The organism is Rhodospirillaceae bacterium, from assembly GCA_040219235.1.
Taxonomy (GTDB): Bacteria; Pseudomonadota; Alphaproteobacteria; order Rhodospirillales; family Rhodospirillaceae; genus WLXB01.
This window is the reverse complement of the sequence record JAVJSV010000011.1, coordinates 1,299,579-1,323,140: the sequence shown is the minus strand read 5'-3', so window position 1 is coordinate 1,323,140 and position 23,562 is coordinate 1,299,579. Positions and strand designations below refer to the sequence as shown.

26 protein-coding genes are annotated in these 23,562 nt (G+C 52.6%); 14 read left to right on the top strand and 12 right to left on the bottom strand.

The features are described from left to right. Positions 1–9 precede the first annotated feature (9 nt). Positions 10–591 carry a DUF3833 domain-containing protein gene (locus RIC29_10145; protein ID MEQ8735275.1) on the top strand — a complete coding sequence of 194 codons (582 nt, stop codon included), beginning with the start codon at positions 10–12 and terminating at the stop codon, positions 589–591. Here the strand turns inward: RIC29_10145 and RIC29_10140 are convergent. Genes RIC29_10140 through RIC29_10130 form a run of 3 tightly spaced genes read right to left on the bottom strand, consistent with a single transcriptional unit; the run spans position 563 to position 2,638 of the window. Beyond that, complete coding sequence (locus RIC29_10140) at positions 563–1,012, bottom strand: nuclear transport factor 2 family protein (protein MEQ8735274.1); 450 nt, start codon at positions 1,010–1,012, stop codon at positions 563–565. The two genes, RIC29_10145 and RIC29_10140, sit on opposite strands and share 29 nt — an antisense overlap. 13 nt (positions 1,013–1,025) lie before the next feature. Then, positions 1,026–1,787, bottom strand: a complete 762-nt coding sequence (locus RIC29_10135; GenBank protein MEQ8735273.1) for an SDR family NAD(P)-dependent oxidoreductase — start codon at positions 1,785–1,787, stop codon at positions 1,026–1,028. Beyond that, positions 1,784–2,638, bottom strand: a complete 855-nt coding sequence (locus RIC29_10130) for a DUF6134 family protein (GenBank protein MEQ8735272.1) — start codon at positions 2,636–2,638, stop codon at positions 1,784–1,786. The genes RIC29_10135 and RIC29_10130 overlap by 4 nt, the downstream gene beginning before the upstream one ends. 246 nt (positions 2,639–2,884) lie before the next feature. Between RIC29_10130 and RIC29_10125 the strand changes: the two genes are divergently transcribed. Next, complete coding sequence (locus RIC29_10125) at positions 2,885–3,478, top strand: DUF924 family protein (protein MEQ8735271.1); 594 nt, start codon at positions 2,885–2,887, stop codon at positions 3,476–3,478. A gap of 15 nt (positions 3,479–3,493) precedes the next feature. Here the strand turns inward: RIC29_10125 and RIC29_10120 are convergent, their stop codons facing one another. The 4 genes from RIC29_10120 to RIC29_10105 form a co-directional block, all read right to left on the bottom strand. Beyond that, on the bottom strand, positions 3,494–4,033 hold the full coding sequence (locus RIC29_10120; protein ID MEQ8735270.1) for an ester cyclase: 540 nt from the start codon (positions 4,031–4,033) through the stop codon (positions 3,494–3,496). Between the two features lie 116 nt (positions 4,034–4,149). Beyond that, the gene (gene cyoE, locus RIC29_10115) at positions 4,150–5,010 is read right to left on the bottom strand and encodes a heme o synthase (protein MEQ8735269.1); all 861 of its coding nucleotides are present in this window, start codon (positions 5,008–5,010) and stop codon (positions 4,150–4,152) included. 43 nt (positions 5,011–5,053) lie between these two features. Beyond that, complete coding sequence (locus RIC29_10110; protein ID MEQ8735268.1) at positions 5,054–6,520, bottom strand: cbb3-type cytochrome c oxidase subunit I; 1,467 nt, start codon at positions 6,518–6,520, stop codon at positions 5,054–5,056. A 20-nt stretch (positions 6,521–6,540) separates the two neighbouring features. Further along, on the bottom strand, positions 6,541–6,972 hold the full coding sequence (locus RIC29_10105; protein ID MEQ8735267.1) for a DUF420 domain-containing protein: 432 nt from the start codon (positions 6,970–6,972) through the stop codon (positions 6,541–6,543). A gap of 557 nt (positions 6,973–7,529) precedes the next feature. Between RIC29_10105 and coxB the strand changes: the two genes are divergently transcribed. The 11 genes from coxB to RIC29_10050 all read left to right on the top strand — a co-directional run bounded on the left by coxB (position 7,530) and on the right by RIC29_10050 (position 18,149). Then, on the top strand, positions 7,530–8,378 hold the full coding sequence (gene coxB / locus RIC29_10100; protein MEQ8735266.1) for a cytochrome c oxidase subunit II: 849 nt from the start codon (positions 7,530–7,532) through the stop codon (positions 8,376–8,378). 5 nt (positions 8,379–8,383) lie between these two features. Next, a complete protein-coding gene (ctaD, locus tag RIC29_10095) occupies positions 8,384–10,030 on the top strand; it encodes a cytochrome c oxidase subunit I (GenBank protein ID MEQ8735265.1) in 1,647 nt (548 codons plus the stop codon). A gap of 12 nt (positions 10,031–10,042) precedes the next feature. Continuing rightward, the gene (locus RIC29_10090) at positions 10,043–10,675 is read left to right on the top strand and encodes a cytochrome c oxidase assembly protein (GenBank protein ID MEQ8735264.1); all 633 of its coding nucleotides are present in this window, start codon (positions 10,043–10,045) and stop codon (positions 10,673–10,675) included. A gap of 31 nt (positions 10,676–10,706) precedes the next feature. After that, complete coding sequence (locus RIC29_10085) at positions 10,707–11,528, top strand: cytochrome c oxidase subunit 3 (protein MEQ8735263.1); 822 nt, start codon at positions 10,707–10,709, stop codon at positions 11,526–11,528. A 38-nt stretch (positions 11,529–11,566) separates the two neighbouring features. After that, a complete protein-coding gene (locus tag RIC29_10080; protein ID MEQ8735262.1) occupies positions 11,567–11,950 on the top strand; it encodes a DUF983 domain-containing protein in 384 nt (127 codons plus the stop codon). Between the two features lie 141 nt (positions 11,951–12,091). Beyond that, on the top strand, positions 12,092–12,430 hold the full coding sequence (locus RIC29_10075) for a rhodanese-like domain-containing protein (protein MEQ8735261.1): 339 nt from the start codon (positions 12,092–12,094) through the stop codon (positions 12,428–12,430). Between the two features lie 15 nt (positions 12,431–12,445). Then, a complete protein-coding gene (locus RIC29_10070; GenBank protein MEQ8735260.1) occupies positions 12,446–12,970 on the top strand; it encodes a universal stress protein in 525 nt (174 codons plus the stop codon). A 79-nt stretch (positions 12,971–13,049) separates the two neighbouring features. After that, the gene (locus RIC29_10065; GenBank protein ID MEQ8735259.1) at positions 13,050–15,920 is read left to right on the top strand and encodes a molybdopterin oxidoreductase family protein; all 2,871 of its coding nucleotides are present in this window, start codon (positions 13,050–13,052) and stop codon (positions 15,918–15,920) included. Next, positions 15,917–16,675: a 4Fe-4S dicluster domain-containing protein gene (locus RIC29_10060; GenBank protein MEQ8735258.1), complete on the top strand. Its 759-nt coding sequence runs from the start codon at positions 15,917–15,919 to the stop codon at positions 16,673–16,675. Before RIC29_10065 ends, RIC29_10060 begins: the two co-directional genes overlap by 4 nt. Before the next feature lie 9 nt (positions 16,676–16,684). Beyond that, the gene (locus RIC29_10055) at positions 16,685–17,635 is read left to right on the top strand and encodes a DmsC/YnfH family molybdoenzyme membrane anchor subunit (GenBank protein MEQ8735257.1); all 951 of its coding nucleotides are present in this window, start codon (positions 16,685–16,687) and stop codon (positions 17,633–17,635) included. Between the two features lie 160 nt (positions 17,636–17,795). Further along, positions 17,796–18,149, top strand: coding sequence for a hypothetical protein (locus RIC29_10050; GenBank protein MEQ8735256.1), 354 nt, complete (start codon positions 17,796–17,798; stop codon positions 18,147–18,149). Positions 18,150–18,167: 18 nt separating this feature from the next. Here RIC29_10050 and RIC29_10045 read toward each other — a convergent pair whose 3' ends face one another. The 3 genes from RIC29_10045 to RIC29_10035 are packed head-to-tail and all read right to left on the bottom strand — an operon-like array spanning position 18,168 to position 20,077. Next, on the bottom strand, positions 18,168–18,782 hold the full coding sequence (locus tag RIC29_10045; protein MEQ8735255.1) for a glutathione S-transferase family protein: 615 nt from the start codon (positions 18,780–18,782) through the stop codon (positions 18,168–18,170). After that, entirely contained in the window at positions 18,779–19,429 is a 651-nt protein-coding gene (locus RIC29_10040; protein ID MEQ8735254.1) for a glutathione S-transferase family protein, read from the bottom strand. Before RIC29_10040 ends, RIC29_10045 begins: the two co-directional genes overlap by 4 nt. A 15-nt stretch (positions 19,430–19,444) precedes the next feature. After that, positions 19,445–20,077, bottom strand: coding sequence for a glutathione S-transferase family protein (locus RIC29_10035; protein ID MEQ8735253.1), 633 nt, complete (start codon positions 20,075–20,077; stop codon positions 19,445–19,447). A gap of 81 nt (positions 20,078–20,158) precedes the next feature. Here RIC29_10035 and RIC29_10030 point away from each other — a divergent pair, with 81 nt between their 5' ends. Then, the gene (locus RIC29_10030; GenBank protein MEQ8735252.1) at positions 20,159–21,670 is read left to right on the top strand and encodes an ABC transporter substrate-binding protein; all 1,512 of its coding nucleotides are present in this window, start codon (positions 20,159–20,161) and stop codon (positions 21,668–21,670) included. Between the two features lie 9 nt (positions 21,671–21,679). Here the strand turns inward: RIC29_10030 and RIC29_10025 are convergent, their stop codons facing one another. Together RIC29_10025 and RIC29_10020 are read right to left on the bottom strand one after the other, a co-directional pair. Further along, on the bottom strand, positions 21,680–22,459 hold the full coding sequence (locus RIC29_10025; GenBank protein MEQ8735251.1) for a TIM barrel protein: 780 nt from the start codon (positions 22,457–22,459) through the stop codon (positions 21,680–21,682). 9 nt (positions 22,460–22,468) lie between these two features. Further along, positions 22,469–23,485, bottom strand: coding sequence for a mitochondrial fission ELM1 family protein (locus RIC29_10020; protein ID MEQ8735250.1), 1,017 nt, complete (start codon positions 23,483–23,485; stop codon positions 22,469–22,471). Positions 23,486–23,562: the final 77 nt, after the last annotated feature.

Below are 23,562 nucleotides of genomic sequence, written 5' to 3'. Positions count from 1 at the left end.
GAGGCAGACATGTTGAGAACCTTCCTTCTCTGCGGCTTTTTAATACTCGGACTAGCAGGGTGTAGTGGATCAATGGAACCTGAACTATTCGAAGGAAAAGAGCCGCGCCTTGTCCTTGAGGATTATTTTGAGGGCAAAACCAAAGCATGGGGTATGTTCCATGATCGCTTTGGCAACCTGCGTCGGCAGTTTGTGGTAGATATTACCGGAACTTGGGACGGTTCAACGCTGACATTAGATGAGGAATTCGAGTACGCCGATGGCGAACTCGACCGCCGTGTTTGGACGATCAAAAAGATTGACGACAACACCTACACAGGAACTGCCGGAGATATTATTGGCGAAGCCCGCGGTAAGACTTTCGGGAACACCCTAAATTGGACCTATGACATGGACCTTAAGGTTGGTGAAAGATTATGGCGCGTCACATTTGATGACTGGATGTATTTGCAGCCCGGTGGCGTGTTATTGAACCGCGCATCAATCTCAAAGTGGGGATTTGAATTAGGCGTTGTTACAATTTCGTTTTCTCGTACTGACGAAAAAAAAGAGTCTTTCAACGCTAATGTGCAGCAACGCGCCGCCGAATGAGCCGAATTAACCAGCCAACAACGGGTAGTCGATTGTAAAACTGGGATGATGCGTCCCAATAATCAAGATGGGCAATAACCCTGCCATCTGATGCGAATCTGAGCTCAGACATCCCCTGTACTTTCCAGGGGGATTTGCCCAAGACTTTGACGGTCGCCTGACAATTCCACCGCAAGAAGCAAACGTCTTGATCATATGCCCTGTGTAAAACCTCAAAACTGATATCTGGCGTCGCACGAAACATATCTGCCAATACGATTCTATAAGATTTTATACCGATAACATCGTTAAATGGGTCTTTAAATCTGATATCTTCATGAGCAACTTTTGCAAGATCTTGCAAAGTCTCAGGCGTTAGATTTTCATAAAACGCGACATACGCGTCAGCAGAAAACGGCCTAGAAGCGGGTTCGTCTATCATAATGAATGCTTCTTCATACCTTAGTCATTTTTTTGACCAAAGCAAAGTAAAGCCCATAGGGCAGTAGCTGTAAAAACTTCAGAATTATAACGAAGGGTGTAGGGAAGGCGATTTCAAATTTTTTGCGCGCCATGCCATCATATATCGCCTTTGCCGCAGCCTCAGGTTCCATCAAGAAGGGCATTGGAAAATCATTTTTGTCAGTCAATGGCGTTCTTACAAACCCAGGATTAATGACGGACAGGGTTACGCCTAATGCATCCAATTGCGTCTTCAGAGACTCACACATGTTGATGAGCGCTGCTTTAGTCGCCCCATAAGCCGACGCATTCGGAAGACCGCCATATCCTGCAACAGAAGCTACAATAGCGATGTGGCCAGATTTCCGATCAATCAATGTCGATAAAACAGCGTCCAGACCGTTCACAGCGCCCATGTAATTTACTTCTATCAATGTGCGAAACGGTACAACTGAAAACGCGGAAGGAGACGTTGGCGAATGAGTGCCAGCATTGAATATCACTTGAGTCACTGGCCCAAGGTCAGCCTCAATCGTTTTAAACACCTGCTTCACGGCATCATGGTCAGTGACATCCAGCGCATACGCATAAACCTTCCCTGATGCCTTATCTTCCTCAGCCTGCTTCACAACTTCATCTAAGTCGCTCTGCGTTCGTGCGCTGATTGCTACAACCCAACCGTGGGAGGCGTACTCAAGCGCGACCGATCTGCCGATGCCCTTACCGGCCCCTGTAATCCATAAGACTTTACTCATTGCTTTTCTTCTAACGGACTAGCATCCGAGATTTGTTCGGACACACCTGGGAAGCCGCACTCGCGGCAAACGTAATCAAGCGTTTCACCTTGCTTTGTCGTAAACTTCATGCGCACCCAGCGCCCATCACTATCATACCAAACAATGGTATCGCGTAACTCTCCCGTATACTCAAAGCGTTCGGCGTCGACTGAACCACCCTCCTTCGTTTCAACAAGTTCGATGCCTTTACGAAGAACCTCAACCTTAGCAAGTTGGCCATTTAGGGTATTAAGAACCACGTCGGACTCTACCGCTCCAACGTTCCAGTGGGTTGTCGGATAAACCCAATTGTTCGTCACAAATGGTCCTTTACGGCCCGTCGCATAAAATTTTCCATCCTCAGAAAGATAGGCATCAACCGAAGACTCTTTTCCATTATCATTCGTTTCTGCAACCAAAGACTGCAAGATGCCGTCGCGCCAAAGACCTGTAGATTCAAAATCAAATTTATATGCCGTGACAAACAAGACCTTCACTCGCAACTTGAATTTACTGGTCACCTTTAAAGAGCCAGCGTCTTTCTCAAAGGTCACTTCATGGGTGCCGACGCGGTTACCCTTCCGGTAAACATCAAATTCAAGGCCATTCGGATAAAGTTCAAAAGGATCGGTTCCAGACCGTCCTGCGGGCTGAGTCATTTCAACCAGAACGGGGTTCTCCGGCAGGACTTCCTTTTCAGTGGCGTCATCTATGGATTGCGAAGACGCAGTGCGTGGGCTCGCGAGCCATATCATGCCCAAAATCAGGGTCACCCATAACAATATGGCCCACATGCGGGTCGGCGGCTTCTTGTTGGTCATCAGCGTCATCGGATCACAATCCTCAGTGGCTGTTTGCCTAAGTTAGTTCATCTACGTCTGGAAGACGTCAATGGATGCCTATCTGACGAATCTGTGATCCAGTCCTTAAATAAATAAAAGCAGTTTTTACATATAACCAAACGAAAGTCAGAACGCGATAGTTCCATCCTGCAGCAAAAAGGGTGAAGATATTTTGTCCTGCACCAATTCATAAAGACTTATATCATAAATCATCTCCAATCCCAGGATACCGCCGTGACAAGCACAACCGAGAACAAACGTATCCGTGCAATTTTAGATTTCTGGTTTGGTGCTCCTGGCTCCGCAGAACATAGCAGAAACCGCGCGGTATGGTTCCAAAAGAACAAAGATTTTGACCAACAAATCACCAACCAATTCATGGCAGACTACAAGAACGCAAGAGTTGGCAGCTATGGCTCATGGACAGAAACGTCCGACGGCGACCTTGCTCTGATAATATTACTCGATCAGTTTCCGCGTAACATGTTTAGAGAGTCCGCGCGTGCCTTTGCGACAGACCCGATGGCGCTCGAGATTGCTGTAAATATGGTTGAGAGCGGAAAAGACAAAACACTTTCCAAAGAAGAAAAGTTTTTTGTCTACCTGCCCTTCGAACACGCCGAAGACATAGAAATGCAAAAACGCTGCTTAGAATTAACCGCAGAAATGCCGCAAGGGACCGGTAAAAATAGCCCGTATTATTGGGCCAAAAAGCACTACGATGTGATTGCCCGGTTTGGGCGTTTTCCACATCGCAATGCCTTGCTTGGCCGAACCAACACCGCGGAAGAGGACGTTTATCTCTCTCAACCCGGTGCTGGCTTTTAGCGACCGTTTTATTAATCAATCTTCTTCAGGCAATGGCGTCATGGACAAATCAACTTTGAGTCCAAGCTGGCGGATCATCGCAATACTGTCGTTGTTGCCCCACCGCTCGACAACTTTGCCATCCTTGAAACGGTACGTATCCGTGGCGGTCGTTTCATAGCGGCGTCCATTTGGCGGGTTGCCTTCCATCTCACCGGTGACGCGTGTGCCCTTCATTGTGACGCGTGCAACAACAACATCCCCCGCGCACACGATAAGCTCATTGATCAACTGACGATCCGGAGAGTTCTTTTTTGAATGTTCCCAAATACGGGTCATATGATCAGGTGTACGCACAGCCGTGCCTAAGCCACCTGCATCACTATTATGACTGATAAATTCGTCCGCATAGTATTCGCTGGCGCGTTCACCTTGGCGTTGATTAAAAAGAATATCGGTCATCTCAAGGTAGGTATTCAAATTGTCCTCATGCCCATCACAGATGGTTTCTAGCGCCGCTGCCGGAGCCGTGGCGCTAAGCGCTAAGGTAAGGGCTGTAGCCGTAAGAACGCGCATTGGGTATCTCCTTGCATAATTTGGGAATAATTAGATCGTGTTTACGCTATCTCAAATTAAGTAGACAAAAGCGTGTATTCCAGCGGTGGTATTCGGCGGCTGAACGAATTTTGATCTTAGAAAGACACGTTACGATCCAAAACGATCGCCACAAACACCACAACCAAATAAAGCATCGAAAAGAAGAATGTCTTCCGCGCCAAGGCCTTGGTTGGTTCCAGAACGAGTTTCCAATTTAGCCAGAGGAACCGAAGCCCCAAGACGGTGCTGATTGCGAGATATATTAGCCCGAGCTCGCCGAACGCGACTGGCAACGCTGCCGAAACAACGAGAAAGACGGTGTTGACCATCATATACTTTGCACATTTCGCATCGCCGACAAGCACCGGCAGCATCGGCACGCCTGCCTTTGCATAATCATCTTTGATCATCATCGCCAACGCCCAAAAGTGAGAAGGTGTCCACAAAAACAAAGTAATCGCCATCAGCATCGGCAAAGTGAAGGCGCTAGGATCAGCCGCAGCAGCACCAGCCAGAACTGGAAAACTTCCAGCCGCACCGCCGATGACAATGTTCATCCAGTGCCGGCGTTTAAGCCACACAGTGTAGACAACCATGTACACAAAAGCGCCCAGAGCTAAATGGACTGCGACAATCCAGTTCAACGCGACTAGGGCCAAGGCACAGCCCGCAATAAGCAAGCCACCTGCAAGCCATAGGGCAAGTGTAGGATCTCCCATTGCACCAGAGGCCAGTGGGCGATTACGGGTGCGGTCCATCTTTTGGTCGATATCGCGGTCATAAAAATGATTGAAGACAGAAGAGCCCGACGAACACAGCATCATCGCCACGACCATTGCAATTAACGGACCCCACTGAACGGTCTCAGCAACAGCAAAGTATCCCGCCATTGCGGTGATCGCGAGAAGCACTCCGATACGCAGCTTCAATAACTCAATGTAGCGCGCGAATGTCATTTTACGGTTCCGAAATCTTGATTTTCACTAGATCAGCAGAGTTTCATGCCGGATCGGTTGCTTGTTCTGACACATTCACGTCGTCGAGTCTGTGTTTTTTGGTCAGACAGCGTATGGCCAATACAACGAAAATCACGCCACCGATGACTGCAATCAATCCCCCCAGCCCCATCAAGGCCATAGAAGATAGCTTCGTGGCGCTATCTAAACCTTGTTCGCCGCCAGCGACTTTTCTGGCCACACCGTCCAAGCCAGCCGAGAACAGGCCCAAGGAGTGGAAAAATTGCCCTGTCCCCAGCAATACATATGATGCAATCCGCCATTTGCGTTGGGGCACAGGTCGATTCAACAACGGTATGAAAAGAGCGAAGTAAAGACACATAAAGACCAGTGTCACACCAATCAGCATCGCGTGATAATGCGCCGGAGTGCGCGTATCTACAGAACTCTCGAAGAATCCGATTACACCGCCAAAACCAAACAAAATAAGTGCCACCCAGAGGCCAATGATCTCGGGCGTCTGTTCTTTGATGGATCTAGCCCGCCTTAAAAACAAGAAAACCACTCCCAACAACACAACACTTGAAGGCACCGGCAAAACATACCAATAAAGGTCCGTAAATGCATTGACCTGCAAGGCGTCATCAGCGGGAAAACTCACATAAAACAGTGGCCCTATTGCAGCACCTGTAACCATAAGCGCGGCCATGAATTTGAAGAGACGATCAGAGACTGGGGTTTCACCGAGTGACATTCGGCTCAATAAATAAAAGCCCGCCATCAGGAGAAGCGTATTTGCGAACTGGGTTACATGCCCCATCCCCCAAAAGGCCCGCTCTGCCGCATCAGTCGCAAGCATGCCATCGGGCATTGTCACCCAGGCTGCTGCCAGACAGACCAGCGCGATGAGAAAAATGACGCCGGACGCCGCTATTGCAAACACCACAGGCTCGCAAGATCGCTGCCCCGCAACCTGAGTCAGCAGCCTTAAGATCGGCAACGTAAGCCCCAGAGCCAACAGCGCAAGACCGGCAAAAAAGACCGGATGAATCAGAACTGGCACATAATTGTTGGTGGACGGCTCGCCCAAATTCAGCAGCACTGGCGCAAGTATAAGAACAAAGCTAAGCCCTGCGGCAGCCAGTCCGGCTTTTCCCACAATGGAAGCCCCACTGCTCACCGTCCCGACCGACGCCGACGCAAGAACAGTCAACGCACCTTGAATACCCATGTACCAGATCACAAAAGCGAACGTAACGTGCGCAATTAGTCCTTTTTCAAAAAATGTTTGTGTGGTCCATGGCAAAACAGCCTCAGCGCCGGGCACCCGGAGCAAAGCTACTAAAATGGCCATTAAGCCAGCAATAGCCAGCGCCGCTACTGGCAAGACAACCCAACCTCTAAGCTCCCAGAGCATATCTTGAGAAAGCCGGCCAGCGAAGTGGCCGTCTAAGGGAGACTCTGGGGTCTCGATCCCGTGTTCAGGACGCGGTGGAAGGTGAAAGTCCATCTGGGGTAATGCCTCGGCGCTCACATAGGTGCAGGGTAAACGTGGTATAGAATAGCGTACACTGCTATTCCCGATGTTGTAACGAATATCCAAACAGGCCAAGTCCAGCGGGCAAGTCTCTTATGCTTGTCAAACTGACCGTGCAAGGCCCACCAGGCCGTCACAACAACCATTGGGGTCACTACCGTTGCCAAAATGACGTGAGAGATGAGTAGCGCGTAATAGGCAGGGACCGCCCACCCCGTGCCAGGAAAGACAAATATAGGGGCTGTGAAATGATAAGTAAGATACGACACGAGAAATACTGCCGAGACAACGATAGCAGAAATCATCGCTTTCCGATGAGCATCCTTATGGCCCATTTTAATCAGCACAAAGCCGATCAAGAGCAATATGGTTGATATGCCGTTAAGGGTTGCATTGATGTGCGGTAAGACGGCGGCCGTTGTCATTCTTTGAACCCTTCACATTGGCTGTTTTAATAAACTTCAAAGCGTCTATCGAGATATCAGCCTAAGGGCCATCAAAGGCAACCTTGGCGATAAAGCTGACGTACATAAAAAGTGACAAGCCGGCGACACATAGCCCAAACACGACAAGCTTCTTTTTATCTGGTGGTGAATCAGTCATGACGATCTCCAAATTAGATTGGCTGTGAGCTGTCCTAGTTGCTCGACTCGTTGCGCAAATCGTTGTGAATGGCGCGCGCTGAGTACCATAAGCGTTGCAAACTGTCATGACTTTATGGTGCAACACCCCATCATCAGAAGGGCTGCACTGTAGAAACTGCGAGACATTCTCAAGCCTTTAATTTCACAAGGTTTTCTTTACCTTATGGGCTGTATCTACTAATGTTTCTTTCATCATATTGGTACGTTAACGGTCCATGGTGATGCGATTAGATGGGGTAGGGATCTCTAAACCAGTAACCCTTCCGAAAAATCGGTTGAAACCAAGCCTCTGGCCCCTTAAACGGTGGTCGGTTCAAAAGCGTTAGGGAGAAATAAGAGTGACCCGCATTTCGGCGTTTCTTACAGGTTTGTTTTTGTTATTGATTGGCGCGTCCTCAGCCTGGGCGCAAGACATGCCAACACCAAGTTTTCCAGTTCCATGGCAGTTGAACCTGCAAACGCCAGCGTCCCCTGTCGCTGAAATGATGTATGACTTTCACACGTTCTTGTTGTGGATCACCACATTGATCTCGGTTTTTGTTCTGGGGCTCCTGATCTGGTGTGCCATTCGCTACAACTCCAAGTCTAATCCAATTCCTTCCAAGAACTCTCACAACACACTGTTAGAAATTGTCTGGACTGCTATTCCCGTCATTATCCTTGTCGTTATTGCCGTCCCTTCTTATCGGCTCCTTTACTTCATGGACCGAGTTGAAGACCCCGAGGTCACCGTCAAGGTGATTGGCAACCAGTGGTACTGGACATATGAGTTTCCAGACGACGAAATCGTTTTTGATTCTCTTCCGCTGCCCGACGAAGAAATAGATGTTGCCGCTGGCCAGCATCGCCTACTGGAAGTTGATACCCCTCTCATTCTGCCGACAGACACAGATATTCGTATCCTGTTCACCGCGACAGACGTGATCCATGCCTGGACCATTCCAGCCTTTGGCGTAAAGCTTGATGCCGTGCCTGGCCGTATCAACGAGACCTGGACGCATATCACCGTTCCGGGCAAGTATTACGGCCAATGCTCAGAACTTTGCGGTATTGATCACGCCTTCATGCCAATTGTGGTTCATGCTGTTTCTCCAGAAGAATTCGAAGCGTGGAGAGCACAACAACTGGCGTCTAATACCAACACCCCAGACGATGCGAACCGCTTCGCCGCCCTCACTCAGGAGTGATCAGAATGTCCACAACGGCGACTCAAACCCACGACGATCATCACAACCATGCGCCTCCGGGCATCACCCGCTGGCTGTATTCGACGAACCACAAAGACATCGGCACGATGTATCTTGTGTTCTCGATTGTGGCCGCTTTAGTTGGGGGGGCGCTATCCTTCCTCATCCGCTTAGAACTGGGAGAGCCCGGCGTACAGATTTTCAACGAACTGAGTTCTGATCCTAAGCAGTTCTATAATGTTGCCGTTACAGCGCATGCCCTTTTGATGGTGTTCTTCGTTGTGATGCCAGCTCTTATCGGCGGCTTCGGCAACTGGTTCGTTCCCATGATGATTGGGGCGCCAGACATGGCATTCCCGCGCATGAACAATATCTCATTCTGGTTAATGCCTCCGGCATTGATCTTACTGGTGCTCTCCATGGTGTTGGGACAAGGCGCAGGCACAGGGTGGACTCTTTATCCGCCGTTGTCGGGCCTTGCAGGCCAACCGGACATGTCTGTGGACTTTGCTATTCTAGCGCTCCACGTCGCTGGTGCCTCTTCGATCTTAGGCGCGACCAACTTCATAACAACAATTGTGAATATGCGTGCGCCTGGCATGACCATGCATAAGATGCCGTTGTTCGTTTGGGCCACACTCATTACAGCCGTTCTGCTATTGCTCGCCATGCCTGTTCTTGCTGGTGCTCTGACCATGCTGCTGGCAGACCGCAACTTTGGAACAGCTTTCTTTGACCCCCGTGGCGGTGGCGACCCTCTTCTGTGGCAACATCTGTTCTGGTTTTTTGGTCATCCAGAAGTGTACATCATGATTTTGCCCGCTTTTGGTATCGTCAGCCATATCGTATCGACATTCTCGAAAAAGCCAGTCTTCGGCTACCTTGGGATGGCCTACGCCATGGCCTCCATTGGGGTCGTCGGCTTTGTTGTATGGGCGCACCATATGTATACCGTCGGCATGGGCGTGAATTATCGTGCTTACTTTGTCGCGGTGACCATGGCGATTGCTGTGCCAACCGGCATTAAAATCTTCAGCTGGATTGCCACCATGTGGGGCGGATCAATCCAGTTTAAAACGCCAATGATGTGGGCTATCGGATTTATCTTCCTGTTTACCGTTGGGGGTGTCACCGGTGTGGTACTCGCCAATGCGGGCATGGATATTGCTATGCACGATACTTACTACGTCGTAGCACACTTCCATTACGTGCTGTCACTCGGTGCGATCTTCGCCATCTTTGCCGGATTCTACTACTGGTTCGACAAGATGACGGGCCGTGTTTATCCGGAATGGGCGGGGCAATTGCACTTCTGGACGACATTTATTGGCGTGAACGTACTGTTCTTCCCACAGCACTTCTTGGGTCTTGCTGGTATGCCACGCCGCTATATCGACTATCCGGACATCTTCGCAGAGTGGAACATGGTGTCCACATGGGGCGCATACGCCACAATGATAAGCACCGTGTTCTTCTTGTTGATGACCCTCTACGTCATGTTTGCCGGTCGTAAGTCCGTTGCAAATCCTTGGGGTGAAGGTGCGACAACATTGGAATGGACAGTTGCTTCACCAGCACCGTTCCACACCTTTGAGGACCAACCTGACTTCACCGGTGGGGCAAACCGCCCAGCCGCTCAACCTGCTGAATAGGCAGAACACAAGGTGTCACCTCAACCTGATCTAAATCGGCGCAACCGCCGGACAGCTATCACGGCATTCGCTGTGGTAGCTGGAATGGTTGGTATGTCTTATGCCTTTGTGCCACTTTACACCCTGATCTGTCAGGTCACTGGACTTGGTGGCACACCTCAGGTGGCAGCTGTAGCACCGGAAACAGTATCTACCGAAGAAATCACCGTGCGCTTTGACGCCAATGTCGATGCTAGCCTACCGTGGTCTTTCAAACCGCTAGAGCGGTCTGTGACGATCAAAATAGGTGAAGAGCACCTGATGGCCTATCAGGCCACAAATTTGGCCGCGACGCCTGTGCATGGCATTTCGACATTTAATGTCACTCCTATTAAAGCAGCTCAGTATTTCACCAAGATTGAGTGCTTCTGCTTTATTGAGCAAACTTTAGAGCCCGGGCAAACGGTAGACATGCCTGTGACATTTTTCGTTGACCCGGCAATTCTGGAAGACGAACTTGCCAGCGACGTAAAAACGATCACACTCTCTTATACATTTTACAGAACTTTGGATGATGTACCTTTAGAAGATGAACCCAATGCGGTCTCAGACTCTAAAACATCTAATGTCTCAGCTTTGGCAACCGCCCTCTCTGGCGGTTCTTGATTTAACAGCGGAACGTACGAGGACGCGAACGATGAGCGCACAAGCCAACCACCCCTATCACATGGTTAACCCCAGCCCTTGGCCGGCATTAGGATCCCTCGCAGCGTTGGTTCTCGCGATCGGCGCCATATTCTATATGCATGATGAACCGCTATTTGGCATCAGCGGACCAGTCAAGCTGGTGCCCGGCTTCACCTTACTCATCCTAACTATGATTTTTTGGTGGCGTGATGTTGTAAAAGAGTCAGTCAAGGAACACGCGCACACGGCTCATGTCAGCCATGGCCTGCGCCTTGGAATGGTCCTTTTTATCGCCTCTGAAGTGATGTTCTTTGCGGCGTTCTTCTGGGCCTTCTTCCATCATTCCCTCGGATTTTCAACAGCGACATTGCAATGGCCGCCTGCAGGCATCGAAACACTGCCAGCATGGCACCTGCCATTCTATAACACGATTATCTTGCTCACATCCGGTGTGACCGTTACACGGGCTCACCTCTATATTGAAGCAGGAGACAATGCGAAAACTGCCAAATGGACCTGGATCACAGCGGGTCTTGGTATCCTCTTCCTCGGCATGCAAATCTTCGAGTATGGGCATGCAGCCTTTTCAATTACAGACGGCATTTATCCCTCAACCTTCTACCTCGCGACCGGATTTCATGGCTTCCATGTCTTTGTAGGAACTGTCTTTCTGATTGTGTGTGCTCGTCGCGCCCAAAAGAACGAGTTCTCTGCCGAGAAACACATCGGCTTCCAGTCCGCAGCTTGGTACTGGCATTTTGTTGATGTCGTGTGGCTCTTCCTCTTTATTTGGGTTTACTGGCTCCTGGGCTCACCCGTCCGTGTATTTTAATTTGACGTTTTTGAGTTATCCCAGGCACATTAGTGACCATGGATAAGTCTGCGAGCCCTCCAACACCTTTAGCTAAAGTTGCCTTCGCCGCGCGGTGTCCCCGTTGCGGCGAAGGTGCTTTATTCGATGGCTTTTTAACGGTCGCCACGTCCTGCAAAGTCTGCGGGCTCAGTCTGGTAGGCCACGACACGGGCGATGGTCCCGCCTTCTTTATCATGATGCCCTTATGTATCATTGTGGCCGTTTTAGCGCTGTTGACCGACCTCAGATTTGAGCCACCTTTGTGGCTTCACATGGTTATTTGGCCTTTGGTCATCATCGGCTTGGTTGCTGCAACTCTGCGCCCGGTGAAGGGTGTTATGATTGCTTTGCAATACCGGCACCGAGATGTCGAAACAGACGGTCACTCAAACCAACAATAAAACAGAGTTTCCAAAATAAGCCACTAGAACGCACAGCCCAAGGAAAGTGGCTCGAAACATTTCATCAACCGTGGCCAAGTGTAGATGTTTTCTGGCATTCTAAGTTACAATCCATCCTCTTGAGTCTTGGAAACACCCAGAATGACCAGCTTACCGCCAGATCAAGTTTACTACGTGTCTCCTGAACAAATTGAGACGTGGCGCAAGAATAATGACGCCGTCGTTATCGACGTACGCGAACAAAACGAATGGGATGATGCCCATATTCCAGGAGCCATTTTACTTCCCCTCTCGACATTTGATCCAGCTGCGGTCCCAGACCCTGGTGATAAAAACTTAGTGTTCCATTGCCGGTCTGGACGACGTTGCGGCATGGCGTCGGAAAAAATGGTCGATGCGGGTTACACCGGCGTGATCAAACGGATGGAAGGCGGCTTCTTGGCCTGGGATGCCGCTGGCTACGACACTGAGAACGGCTAAGCTGAGGATCTAACATTGAACGAAACCTCACAATCATCCTCCAACCCAGCATCCACAAAAGTCGGCAAAGAGAGTAATCGTGTTTTTCTGGTTGTCGTGAATGAATCAGAGGAGCTTGCCAGTGTGCTCCATTACGCCTGTAACAGGGCCCTGCATACCGGTGGTAAGATCGCGCTTCTTTACTTAATCGACACGGAGTCCAGTAAAGACTTTCAACACTGGCAATTTGTTGGGGATATGGTTGAAGAAGAAGCCCAAGAAGCGGCGGAAAACGCGTTGAACCGGCATGCTGAACACGTCATCAAGAAAACGGGAATTCCCCCAATCAAACATATTCGCAAAGGTAACCCTCGCGATGAGTTGTTCTCTCTCGTGAAAGAAAATCCGGAAATATCGATTCTCCTCCTCGGCTTCTCCCAGAACGATAAACAAGGCCCTCTGGTTGAGGCCGTCACTGGTAAAAATGCAGGCCAAATCGGCATTCCGGTCACCTTAGTCCCCGGCTCTCTCAGCGCCGAAGAAATCGACCATTTGACCTGAGCCGCCGAATGGCTAAATTCCAATCTGACGTCTATATTGAGGTCTGCATTTCTCAAATATGCGACCTTGGAGAATATTTATGCCTTTGAATGCCCCTGCTGAGAATGATGGCGTAAACACGTCGCCACCAGTGGCAGACCAAGTCAAAACCACCACCTGCTATATGTGTGCGTGTCGCTGTGGCATCCGGGTTTTCCTGAAAGACGGTCAAGTCCGCTATATCCAAGGCAATCGGGACCACCCTATCAATAAGGGTGTGCTCTGCGGCAAAGGGGCGGCTGGTATTATGAACCAGCTGTCTCCGGCCCGCCTGAGAAAACCGCTTAAACGGGTTGGGCCACGTGGCACTGGAGATTATGTCGAAATCGAGTGGGATGAGGCTCTCGCAACGGCAACAAAATGGCTCGGCGACATTCGCAAAACCGATCCTAAAAAGTTAGCGTTCTTTACTGGCCGCGACCAAAGCCAGTCCTTAACAGGCTGGTGGGCGAAACAATTCGGAACACCAAACTACGCGGCTCATGGGGGATTCTGCTCGGTCAATATGGCCGTTGCAGGTCTATACTCAATCGGCGGCTCGTTCTGGGAGTTCGGCGAACCAGATTGGGATCACACACGCTTATTTCTAATGTTTGGTGTTGCTGAAGATCATGATTCCAACCCCATTAAGATCGGCCTAGGTAAACTTAAAGAGCGTGGCGCAAAGGTCGTGGCTATTAACCCGGCTCGCACGGGCTATGCGGCGATTGCCGACGATTGGATTGGCATACGGCCCGGGACAGACGGCCTACTTGTTCTTTCCCTCGTGCACGAGCTGCTGCGTGCCGGAAAAATCGATCTGGACTATCTGCTGCAATACACAAATTCCAGCTGGCTGGTGCAGCAAACGCCTGGCCAAGAAAATGATGGCCTCTTTATGCGCGACACTGATGGCACGCCGTTGATCTGGGACCGCAATACTAACACCGCTGTTCCCCACACAGATCGGTCCGCAAAACCATCGTTGTCAGGGGTGCATTCCATAAACGGATTAACAGCGACGCCCGTTTTCCAACTCATTGCTGATCGCTATACCGATGAGACATATGCGCCAGAGAACGTTGCTGAGCGGTGTGGTGTAGACGCAAACACAATCAAACAATTGGCTGCAGAAATTGCCGATGCCGCCTTTAATCATCAAGTTACCTTGCCGGTGGCTTGGACCGATACGAACGGTATACAGCACGAAACAATGACCGGGCGGCCAGTCGCCATGCATGCCATGCGTGGGATTTCTGCGCACAGCAATGGTTTTCAAACCTGTCGGGCGCTGCATGTGCTGCAAATGTTAATCGGAGCCGTGGATACGCCCGGAAGCTTCCGTTATAAACCGCCGTATCCTAAACCCGCTCCGCCTGGACCGACGCCAGCAGGTAAAACAATCGCACCCAATACGGCCCTTAAAGGCATGCCGTTGGGGTTCACAACCGGTCCTGAAGACCTTCTGGTCTCTGACGATGGTACGCCGCTTCGGATTGATAAGGCGTTCTCTTGGGAAAACCCGATGTCAGCCCATGGCGCGATGCACCGAGTCATTGCCAATGCGGCGAGCGGTGATCCCTACCCCATCGACACGCTGTTTCTATTTATGGCCAACATGGCGTGGAACTCATCCATGGATACGGCAGGAACTTTAGCGGCTTTAACAGCTATGGACCCTGAAACCGGCGCCTACAAAATTCCACATATCATCTACAGCGATGCCTATGCTTCTGAAACCATCAGCTACGCCGACTTGATACTGCCCGACACCACTTATCTTGAGCGTTGGGACTGTATCTCATTACTAGATCGCCCGATCAGCGATGCAGAAGGCGCAGGTGATGCCATTCGCCAACCAATTGTGCAGCCCGACCGCGATGTCCGTCCGTTCCAGACCGTTCTTCTCGATCTCGGTGCACGCCTTGGACTTCCAGGCTTCGTCGCAGCGGATGGTACCCCGGCGTATCCCGGAGGATACGAAGATTACATCGTCAATCACGAGCGAGCGCCGGGTGTCGGCCCGCTGGCCGGCTGGCGTGGTGAAGAGGGTGAAACTCATGGAAAAGGCGCGTCCAATCCCGATCAACTCAAAAAATATATCGAGAATGGCTGTTTCTGGCGCGGCGAAATTCCCGAAAATGCGCGCTACTATAAGATGGCCAATAAATCCTACCTAGACTGGGCGGTTAGCATGGGATTTCTTGGCGCTTCCGATCCCATTATCATGCAGCTCTATTCAGAGCCCGTACAAAAGTTCCGCAATGCCGCCCGCGGGCTGGGTCCATCTCAGCCGCCCGCAGACCTAAAAGACCGCGTCGAGCAGGCATTTGATCCTCTCCCGGTTTGGCAGCCAACCTTTGAGGATGACGCAAAAGACAGCGCCGAGTATCCGCTGCACGCGCTGACGCAACGACCCATGCATCACTATCACTCCTGGGGGTCACAGAACGCCTGGTTACGCCAGATCACGTCGCAGAACAGGTTGTTTGTGCATCATGACACTGCGGCAAAGTTTGGCATCGCCGACGACGATTGGGTCTGGGTCGAATCCCGCCATGGTCGGGTTAAAGGCCAAGTGAAACTTATAGACGGGGTAAACAAAAACACGGTCTGGACCTGGAACGCCATCGGCAAACGCGGCGGGACCTGGGGCTTGGATAAAGACTCCCCTGAAGTGAAGCGCGGTTTTCTGCTCAATCATATTATTCCTGAAAAACTCAATGATGGAGTGCTCTCAAACTCAGACCCTGTCACAGGGCAAGCTGCGTGGTTTGATTTGCGGGTGCGTATCTCCAAAGCAGAGCCGGATGAGCAGGGCATAACATCGCCCCTGCTCGATACGGTTTCTGACCTGCCCGGCGCAGAGCCCACACCTCAAACCCTTCAATTCGGCAAAAGCTTCCGCGACCACCGGGAGACCTCCCAATGACCTGCCTGCCGGAAAAAACAACCCGCAAACTCGGTCTGGTCATTGATTTAGACACCTGCGTTGGTTGCCAAGCCTGCGTGACCAACTGCAAAGAGTGGAACACAGGCGGCCATATGGCCCCGCTGACCGACAACAACCCATACGGGGCTGAAGCGGACGGCGTCTGGTTCAACCGGGTGCATACCTACGAAGTCACAACACCGGAGGGAAAAAGTCAGAGCCTTCATTTTCCGCGTTCTTGTCTGCACTGCGAGGATGCCGCCTGCGTCACAGTTTGTCCCACAGGGGCCTCCTACAAACGCACGTCAGACGGCATTGTATTGGTGGATGAAGACAAGTGCATCGGCTGCAAACTCTGTTCCTGGGCCTGCCCCTATGGTGCCCGCGAGTATGACGTCTTTGAAGGCGTGATGAAAAAATGCACCCTTTGTGTGGACCGCATTTACAACAAAAACCTAGACGAAGAAGACCGCGTCCCCGCCTGCGTCCTGACCTGCCCGACCGGCGCGCGGCATTACGGTGACCTCGGCGATCCGCAATCTGAGGTGTCTCGCCTGGTCAGAAAACGCCAAGGCCAGGACCTCATGCCAGAGATGGGTTACAAACCAACAAACAAGTATCTCCCACAACGCAAGAAGTCAGCGTCTACGAGCCCGACGACCAGTAAATCGGCGTCGTTAGAACCTCTGGAAGACACCGCTGGCGCATCCGGCCTTCTAGCATGGGTAGACCGCATGCTTGAGCGCATGGACTGAGGACCAGATATGCATCCTGCGGCCTCAGTCATTCTCTTTACTACCGCCTCAGGCGTTGGCTACGGCATTCTCGCTTTGGCCCCCCTGTTGGTCGCCTACGGACTGCTGCCAGACGATAACCGCTGGCTCGGGGCCGCGCTGATGCTTCCTGCGTTGGCGTTGGTCACCCTCGGCTTGTTGTCGTCCACGTTTCACCTTGGGCACCCGGAGCGGGCCTGGCGCGCCGTGAGTCAATGGCGTTCCTCTTGGCTATCTCGTGAAGGCATCATGGCTATTGTCACTTACGTCCCGGCCCTCGCCTATGCCTATGCCTGGATTATACTTGGGCAGACTGAAGGGCCTTGGGTCTGGGCCGGATTCGCGACCGTGATCACCGCCCTCTGCACCCTCTTTACAACCGGCATGATCTATCGATCACTGAAACCAATTCCAGCCTGGTCGACAGACTGGACAGTGGCGGCCTACCTGGCCTTAGGGCTGCTGACCGGGTTGGCCGTTCTGGTGACCGTCGCAGCCCTGTTTGGTCTACACCCGGGGCGGTTTCAAACGCTCGCGATCATCCTGGTGCTGGCGGCAGCCATTATCAAAAATGGCTACTGGTCACGCCTCAACTCCGCCTGGGCGGAACAGGTGGAAAAAGCAGGCGCCGCTGTCGCATCACCGGGGAAGACGGTTCACTCCGTTGAATGGCCGCATACGGAAGCCAATTATGTGCTGAAGGAAATGGGCTATCGCATTGCCCGAAAGCACGCCGAGTCTTTGCGCCGCTACAGCCGCATCTTGCTTTTCGCGGTCCCAGCGGTTGTCTTTGGTGTGATGCCGTCACTCCTTCCTTTATCGATTTTTGTGTGGGTCGTCGTGCCCAGCCTGATTCTTACCCTCGTGGGGGTCGTACTGGAACGCTGGCTTTTCTTTGCCGAGGCCAAACACGTCGTCACCCTCTATTACGGCGTTGAATAACCTGTAAATCCGCTGATTTCTGAGTGTTTAGACCTCACGAGGCTGCATGTCGTCGCGCCTCGCACTCAATTTGTTAACCAATTGGGCTTAAATAAAACAGTGTCGCGGGGCGCGAGTCCCGTCGGCACAGCAATGTTTAAGACCTTTGGAAGGGTACGCAATGCCTGGTTTGCAGTACACAACCCGCATTTCGACAGTTCGGCGGATTACGATCATTGAAAACTGGCTGGACCAGAATATCGGTGGAGCTTGGTCCGTCCGTTTGGAAGACGTCTCTGAGGATATGGAGAAGAAAACTTATATTCTAGCTTTCGAGAACGAAGCCGACCGCGCCTTTTTCAGAATGCGGTTTAAACCCGCTAAACCTGCGGCAGCACGTGGTGCTGAAGAATTGCGTGACCAAGTCTCAGACAAAACCAAGTCATTGATCAGTAATACATCAAGCGTGTTGTCAAAGGTACGTAGTGCCCTAGGCCGGCTGTTGACCCCCCTGAACCAGCAGCCTGACCCCTAATCGCACTATTGCGGTTTTCTAGCCGCGCTGGGCAGCAACTTTCTGCTGTGCCGGACGATCTACGCAGGTCTTCAACCACGCTGTGACCTTTGGGTACGGCGCAAAGTCGAAGCCAATCATGTTGAGTGAATTCACCACACAAGCGACATTCAAATCCGCCGCCGTGAAAGCATCTCCCGCCAAATAAGCGTTTTTGCCCAAAGTGGCTTCCAGCACCTTCAAGGCCGGGGGCAACTTTGCCAAACAGGCTTCGGCAACCGCTTCATCTTTCAACTCTTTCGGCTTGAAAATCAGCTCGATCAGAGCACCAACCGTATGCGGCTCAACTTCGGTTGCAGCAAACATGGTCCACTGGATGCAGGCCGCTTGCCCTGCTTGGCTGTCAGGCCATAGCGATCCCTTGCCGTAATTCATGGCGAGGTAAAGGTTGATGGCCAAGGACTCAAACATCACCGCATCGCCATCAGTCAGCGCCGGGGTCTTGCCTGCGGGGTTGATGGCAAGGAAGTCAGCTTTTTTAGAATCACCGTTGGTGTGATCGACCATATTGCGGTCGAAGTCGACGCCCAGTTCTTCGAGCATCCAGAGGTTGCGCGTGGCGCGCGAGCGGTTATTTCCGTAAAGCGTAATCATCCTTGAAACCTTTTCATCATTTGTGCTGCGATTGGAGCGCGTGCATCCTGTACTTTTTGGTTCGCGGGGCGTCCGTAACTCCGCTTGTACCATGCCTCAACTTTAGGCCAAGCAGAGAAGTCGAACTGAGAGCGTTCTAAATATTCCACGACGCAGGCCACATTCAGATCTGCCAGTGTAAAGTCATCTCCAGCGAGGTAATCGCTTTCAGCCAACGTCAACGCCATAAGAGTCAGAAGCGGACCCGTGCGCTCTGCCATATCTTCAACCAAAGCAACATCCCGCTCCGCCTCTTTCTTAAACATGAACTCACGAATCCGGCCATAGGCCAGAGGTTCCAATTCAGCCGCACCCCAGAAGGACCACTGGATACAACGCGCGCGCCCGGCATCATCATCGGGCCAAAGGCCGCCCGCTCCATACTTGTCGGCCAGATACAAATTTATGCCCAGGGATTCTGATAAGGTCGCGTCGCCATCCACCAGCGTTGGAACTTTGCCCGCTGGATTGATCTGGAGATATTCCGGAGAGCGGTTCTCCTGCTTTCCCCAGTCCAGGGATACGTGCTCGTACGCAAGGCCGAGTTCTTCCAGCATCCACAGATTGCGCGTCGCCCGCGATACGAAGCTTCCGTAAAGTTTTATCATGTCGCTTATCCTTCCTTAATGTCCCGCAGCTTCTTTGGCTTTGATATCAGCGACAGCCAGAAACGCGGGCCTTGAAAGGCATCGCTTCATCCAGTCGTCGACGTTAGGCCACGGCGATAAATCAAATTTTGTGCGGATAAAGTATTCCACAACACAGGCCGCATTGAGATCGGCGACTGTGAAATTCTTACCGCCCAGATACGGGCGATCCTGAAGTGTCGTCTCAAGTGTATTCAAAGGGGGCTTGGAGCGTTCCGCAGCGGCGTCAATGACCTCCTGGCTGCGCTCGGCCTCATTTTTGAAGATAAACTCGACCAACCGTGCCGCGCCCGGCGGCTCTAGTTCCGTGGCGGCAAACAATGTCCATTGCAAACACAACGCCTGACCGGCAGTCTCATCCGGCCACAACGTGCCTTTGCCGTAGTTTTGAGCGATGTAAAGATTAATAGCGAGACTCTCAAACAGGGCCACATCGCCATCCACAAGCGCGGGAATCTTAGCGCCCGGATTGATAGCCAGGAAGTCAGCGGTTTTGGCCTCGCCTTTGGTGTAATCGAGCGGGTTGTGCACATACTCGACACCGGCTTCTTCAAGAGCCCAGAGACAGCGTGCCGCGCGTGACATGGATTTCCCAAGCAGGGTGATCATGGTGCGTTCCTTGTTTATTTTTTCAGCGTTTTAGCGACAGAGAGTTTAGAGGCTTCGCCAAGACCGCGCTATACTGACCACATGGTGTGTTCATTCAAGACTATACTTGGCGCTATCGCCTTCGCCCTCGTCACCGGGTTGACCAGCCTTCCCGCCCTGGCTGAAAAGGCGCTGACCCTGGGTATTCAAATTCTGCCCGCAACACGAGGCAACCCGCATCAGAATGTCAGCTTGCCCGGTACACTGCCTTTGCAAGCCATTTTTGACACCCTCACCCGTATCGGCCCAGACGGCAGCGCAGGCCCCGCGCTGGCAACAAGCTGGCAGGCTGAAAACAATCGCACCTGGGTGCTGGAACTGCGCCGGAACGTGGCGTTCTCAAACGATGAAATGTTTGACGCTCAGGCCGTGGTCTCAGCCTTTGACTATCTACTGTCGCCCCAGGGCAAGAGTGAGACCATCGGCACGCACTTGGCGCGTGTTGGCGTTGTCGGAGCCAAAGCCAGAGACAGCCATACGGTCGAAATCACGACAGCGCGGCCCAACGCGATTCTGCCGATCCATCTGGATTTCATGCGCATCCCCGCTCCTGCGCACTTTGCGACGCTCGGGCCTGAGGGGTTTGCGCTTGATCCGGTAGGCACCGGAGCCTTTAAAGTCGAAACCTGGGCCGAGGGCCGCATTGGCCTGACTGCCAATCTGACCGGCTGGCGGCAACCGAAGCTGGACCGGATGACGCTGGTGCAGTTGTCGGATCAAGCCTCGCGGTTACAGGGTCTGTTGTCCGGCTCCCTGGATGTGGCGTTTAACGTTGCCGCTGAGGATAAGGATGTCATCGAGGCCATGGGCGGGCGTATTGTCACCTACGCCAATCCGTCAGTGGCTTACATCCAAGCGGTCAACACCAAGGACTCGCCTTTAACGGATGTGCTGGTGCGCCGGGCACTCAACTACGCCGTCAACAAAGAGGTGATTATTGAGGTGATGTACGGCGGGGCTGTTGAACCACTGGCGCAAATCGCACACCCCCAGGCGTTTGGCTTTAATCCCGCATTAGACGCCTACCCCTATGACCCCGAACGCGCCAAGGCTCTGCTGCAAGAGGCCGGATACGCAGACGGCTTTAAGATGGTGACGCTGATGGTCGGCGGGGCCTCAAACGACGACCAAGCCCATCAGCAAGTGGCCGCAGACCTCGCCCGCGTAGGGATCGAGATGGAACTGCAACGCACCACCTTCGCGAAGTATCTGGAATACATGTACCAAACCGGGTGGCCGGACCCCTTCCTAGCCTTTTCTATGGTCACCAGCGGCTTTGACCCCATGCACGGCTATCGCACCCGCTCATGCGCCTGGTCCCCGGCCTATTACTGCGATGAGGCGATGATGCCGCTGATTGAAAAAGCCGAAGGGGCTTTTGATGTGGAAGACCGCCGCCGTCTGGTGGGCGATGTCTTGGCCTATGAACGGGACAACCCGCCCGGCATTTTAATGTGGCAAAGCCCGGCCTTCGATGCCGTCGCCGGTCGTGTCAGTGGCTATACGGTTGAGGCTGATGTGTTGTCGTTTCACACTTTGGATGTGAACGACTGAGGTTTCAGGCTAAGGGGCCGCAATGCCCCAATCTCTGGCCCAGCCAAGGCTGGCCGTGGTGCTGACACGCGGGGTGTATTCCGCCCCGACCCAACCGCCGTAGCCGTGGGAATCAAGCAGGTCGAACAGATACGGCCAGTTGAGTTCGCCGCCCCGGTCGGGCTCGTTGCGGCCAGGAACGCCCGCAATTTGAATATGTCCGATCAGGTCTAGGTGGCTTTCCAGGAAGTCTGTGATCGCGCCTTGCGCCAACTGCGCCTGATAGATGTCGTAGAGAATTTTTAGGTTCTTCGCGCCCACATCGTCCAGCACTTGCACCGCATCATCGGGCCGGAACAGGAAATAACCATCCATCACAATAGGCTCGATCAGAACAGTAATGTCTTGTTCCTGTGCCATATCCGACGCTGCTGCCAGATTGGAGATGTAGACATCCAGCGCCTCTTCCCACTGCGCTTCTGGCACAATGCCAGCCAGCACATGGATGCGTTTACACTTCAGATGTTCCGCATAGTTCAGTGCGACCTCGAAAGAGTCCCTAAAGTCCTGCTGCCGGCCAGGCAGGGCCGCCAAACCGCGTTCCCCGTCTGCAAAGTCACCCGGCGGCGCGTTGAACAAGGTCATTTTAAGTTTCGCCTTGGCCACAGCAGCGCCAACTGTCTCTGCCGGTTCTGCATAGGGAAACATGCATTCTGCCCCTTTGAAACCGCAGTCAGCCGCCGCCTGAAACCGCTCAAGAAATGGCACTTCGGTAAACAGCATTGAAACGTTGGCGGAAAAGCGTGGCATAGGTAGACCTTATTCTTTCAGCGGCGCGCCATCGATGAGACGCTTGATGGCAGTGGCGATGGCGGTTGCAGGATTAAGAGGCGGATGCGTCCAGTCCTCTAGTCTTTCGCCAAGGGGCTTAGCATAGCCGAGATCATAAAGTCGCTGATGTAATCGTGCGTGTTTGGCGCTGACCAACTTCGGCGGCGCGTAAATATAAATCGGCGCTTGGGTGGCACAGGCCTCGGCACACATGGTGACGGAGTCGCCGGTCACAACAATGAAATCGGCCAGCGCCAGATAGCCGAGATAGGGGTTCTCGCCGGTCTGGCCCCAGGCGAACACTTCACGCGGCTCGGGGATCACCTGCATCAAGGCCAATTCCGCCGCCGGACCGGTGCGGCGGGAGGTCGACAAAAGAACAGTGCCGGACGTCTCTTTTGCCAGGGCGGCGACCTGCAACCCCAGATCAAAGGCCCGCGCTGTCGAAAACGGTTTGCGGCGGGTCGCCCCGCCGACGATGACAGCAATGTAGGGCCGCGGCAGGGAGTCAAAACGGTCGCGCCAGCGCGCAGCTTCTGCGGTCAGCAAGTCAGGGGTGATCAGACTCGGGGCCCCCGTCATGGTCATCACATTGGACCACTTTGCCACCCGGGGTTTGGCATCATGATCCGGCACTGCAATGAGATCAAAATCCCGGGCCCCGGTGCGCCCCGGAAACATAATTTGGACGAGCTTGGCCGGGCCTTCAGGACGCGATGACGATTGTTTTTTAATCCAGCGCGCCACAGGAGCCGCGCGACGCCCTGCCGCAATGACCACATCTGGCCAGGGACCGTTCAATTCGGCCCGGCTGGCATCTGTCACCCCCGCCAACGTGGCCCGGCGGATGATATTTGGCAGGCGCGCGAAAGCGGTATAGCGAATCGGCTTCTCGATAACCGTCCAGCCGAGCGCACGCGCAACGCCCAAAACCTGAACATTATTGCCCGGCCGGTCGTCTGTCAGAGCCCAAAGGATGGGAGAAGTCTGGGAAGATGCGGTCATACGATGGGCAAGGAAAAACGATCCGTCCGTAGGCGTTGAGAGATGCGACACAACTCAGTAAACAAGGGGAAGCTTAA

Bases quoted from the DNA above. Each gene is read 5' to 3' on its own strand.
- RIC29_10045 (MEQ8735255.1), bottom strand. From the start codon at position 18,782: ATGATTACGCTTTACGGAAATAACCGCTCGCGCGCCACGCGCAACCTC.
- RIC29_10030 (MEQ8735252.1), top strand. From the start codon at position 20,159: ATGGTGTGTTCATTCAAGACTATACTTGGCGCTATCGCCTTCGCCCTC.
- RIC29_10025 (MEQ8735251.1), bottom strand. From the start codon at position 22,459: ATGCCACGCTTTTCCGCCAACGTTTCAATGCTGTTTACCGAAGTGCCA.
- RIC29_10020 (MEQ8735250.1), bottom strand. From the start codon at position 23,485: ATGACCGCATCTTCCCAGACTTCTCCCATCCTTTGGGCTCTGACAGAC.
- RIC29_10130 (MEQ8735272.1), bottom strand. From the start codon at position 2,638: ATGACGCTGATGACCAACAAGAAGCCGCCGACCCGCATGTGGGCCATA.
- RIC29_10055 (MEQ8735257.1), top strand. From the start codon at position 16,685: ATGCATCCTGCGGCCTCAGTCATTCTCTTTACTACCGCCTCAGGCGTT.
- RIC29_10050 (MEQ8735256.1), top strand. From the start codon at position 17,796: ATGCCTGGTTTGCAGTACACAACCCGCATTTCGACAGTTCGGCGGATT.
- RIC29_10035 (MEQ8735253.1), bottom strand. From the start codon at position 20,077: ATGATCACCCTGCTTGGGAAATCCATGTCACGCGCGGCACGCTGTCTC.
- RIC29_10120 (MEQ8735270.1), bottom strand. From the start codon at position 4,033: ATGCGCGTTCTTACGGCTACAGCCCTTACCTTAGCGCTTAGCGCCACG.
- RIC29_10135 (MEQ8735273.1), bottom strand. From the start codon at position 1,787: ATGAGTAAAGTCTTATGGATTACAGGGGCCGGTAAGGGCATCGGCAGA.
- RIC29_10140 (MEQ8735274.1), bottom strand. From the start codon at position 1,012: ATGATAGACGAACCCGCTTCTAGGCCGTTTTCTGCTGACGCGTATGTC.
- RIC29_10075 (MEQ8735261.1), top strand. From the start codon at position 12,092: ATGACCAGCTTACCGCCAGATCAAGTTTACTACGTGTCTCCTGAACAA.
- RIC29_10065 (MEQ8735259.1), top strand. From the start codon at position 13,050: ATGCCTTTGAATGCCCCTGCTGAGAATGATGGCGTAAACACGTCGCCA.
- RIC29_10060 (MEQ8735258.1), top strand. From the start codon at position 15,917: ATGACCTGCCTGCCGGAAAAAACAACCCGCAAACTCGGTCTGGTCATT.
- RIC29_10145 (MEQ8735275.1), top strand. From the start codon at position 10: ATGTTGAGAACCTTCCTTCTCTGCGGCTTTTTAATACTCGGACTAGCA.
- ctaD (MEQ8735265.1), top strand. From the start codon at position 8,384: ATGTCCACAACGGCGACTCAAACCCACGACGATCATCACAACCATGCG.
- cyoE (MEQ8735269.1), bottom strand. From the start codon at position 5,010: ATGACATTCGCGCGCTACATTGAGTTATTGAAGCTGCGTATCGGAGTG.
- RIC29_10040 (MEQ8735254.1), bottom strand. From the start codon at position 19,429: ATGATAAAACTTTACGGAAGCTTCGTATCGCGGGCGACGCGCAATCTG.
- RIC29_10080 (MEQ8735262.1), top strand. From the start codon at position 11,567: ATGGATAAGTCTGCGAGCCCTCCAACACCTTTAGCTAAAGTTGCCTTC.
- RIC29_10105 (MEQ8735267.1), bottom strand. From the start codon at position 6,972: ATGACAACGGCCGCCGTCTTACCGCACATCAATGCAACCCTTAACGGC.
- RIC29_10085 (MEQ8735263.1), top strand. From the start codon at position 10,707: ATGAGCGCACAAGCCAACCACCCCTATCACATGGTTAACCCCAGCCCT.
- RIC29_10110 (MEQ8735268.1), bottom strand. From the start codon at position 6,520: ATGGACTTTCACCTTCCACCGCGTCCTGAACACGGGATCGAGACCCCA.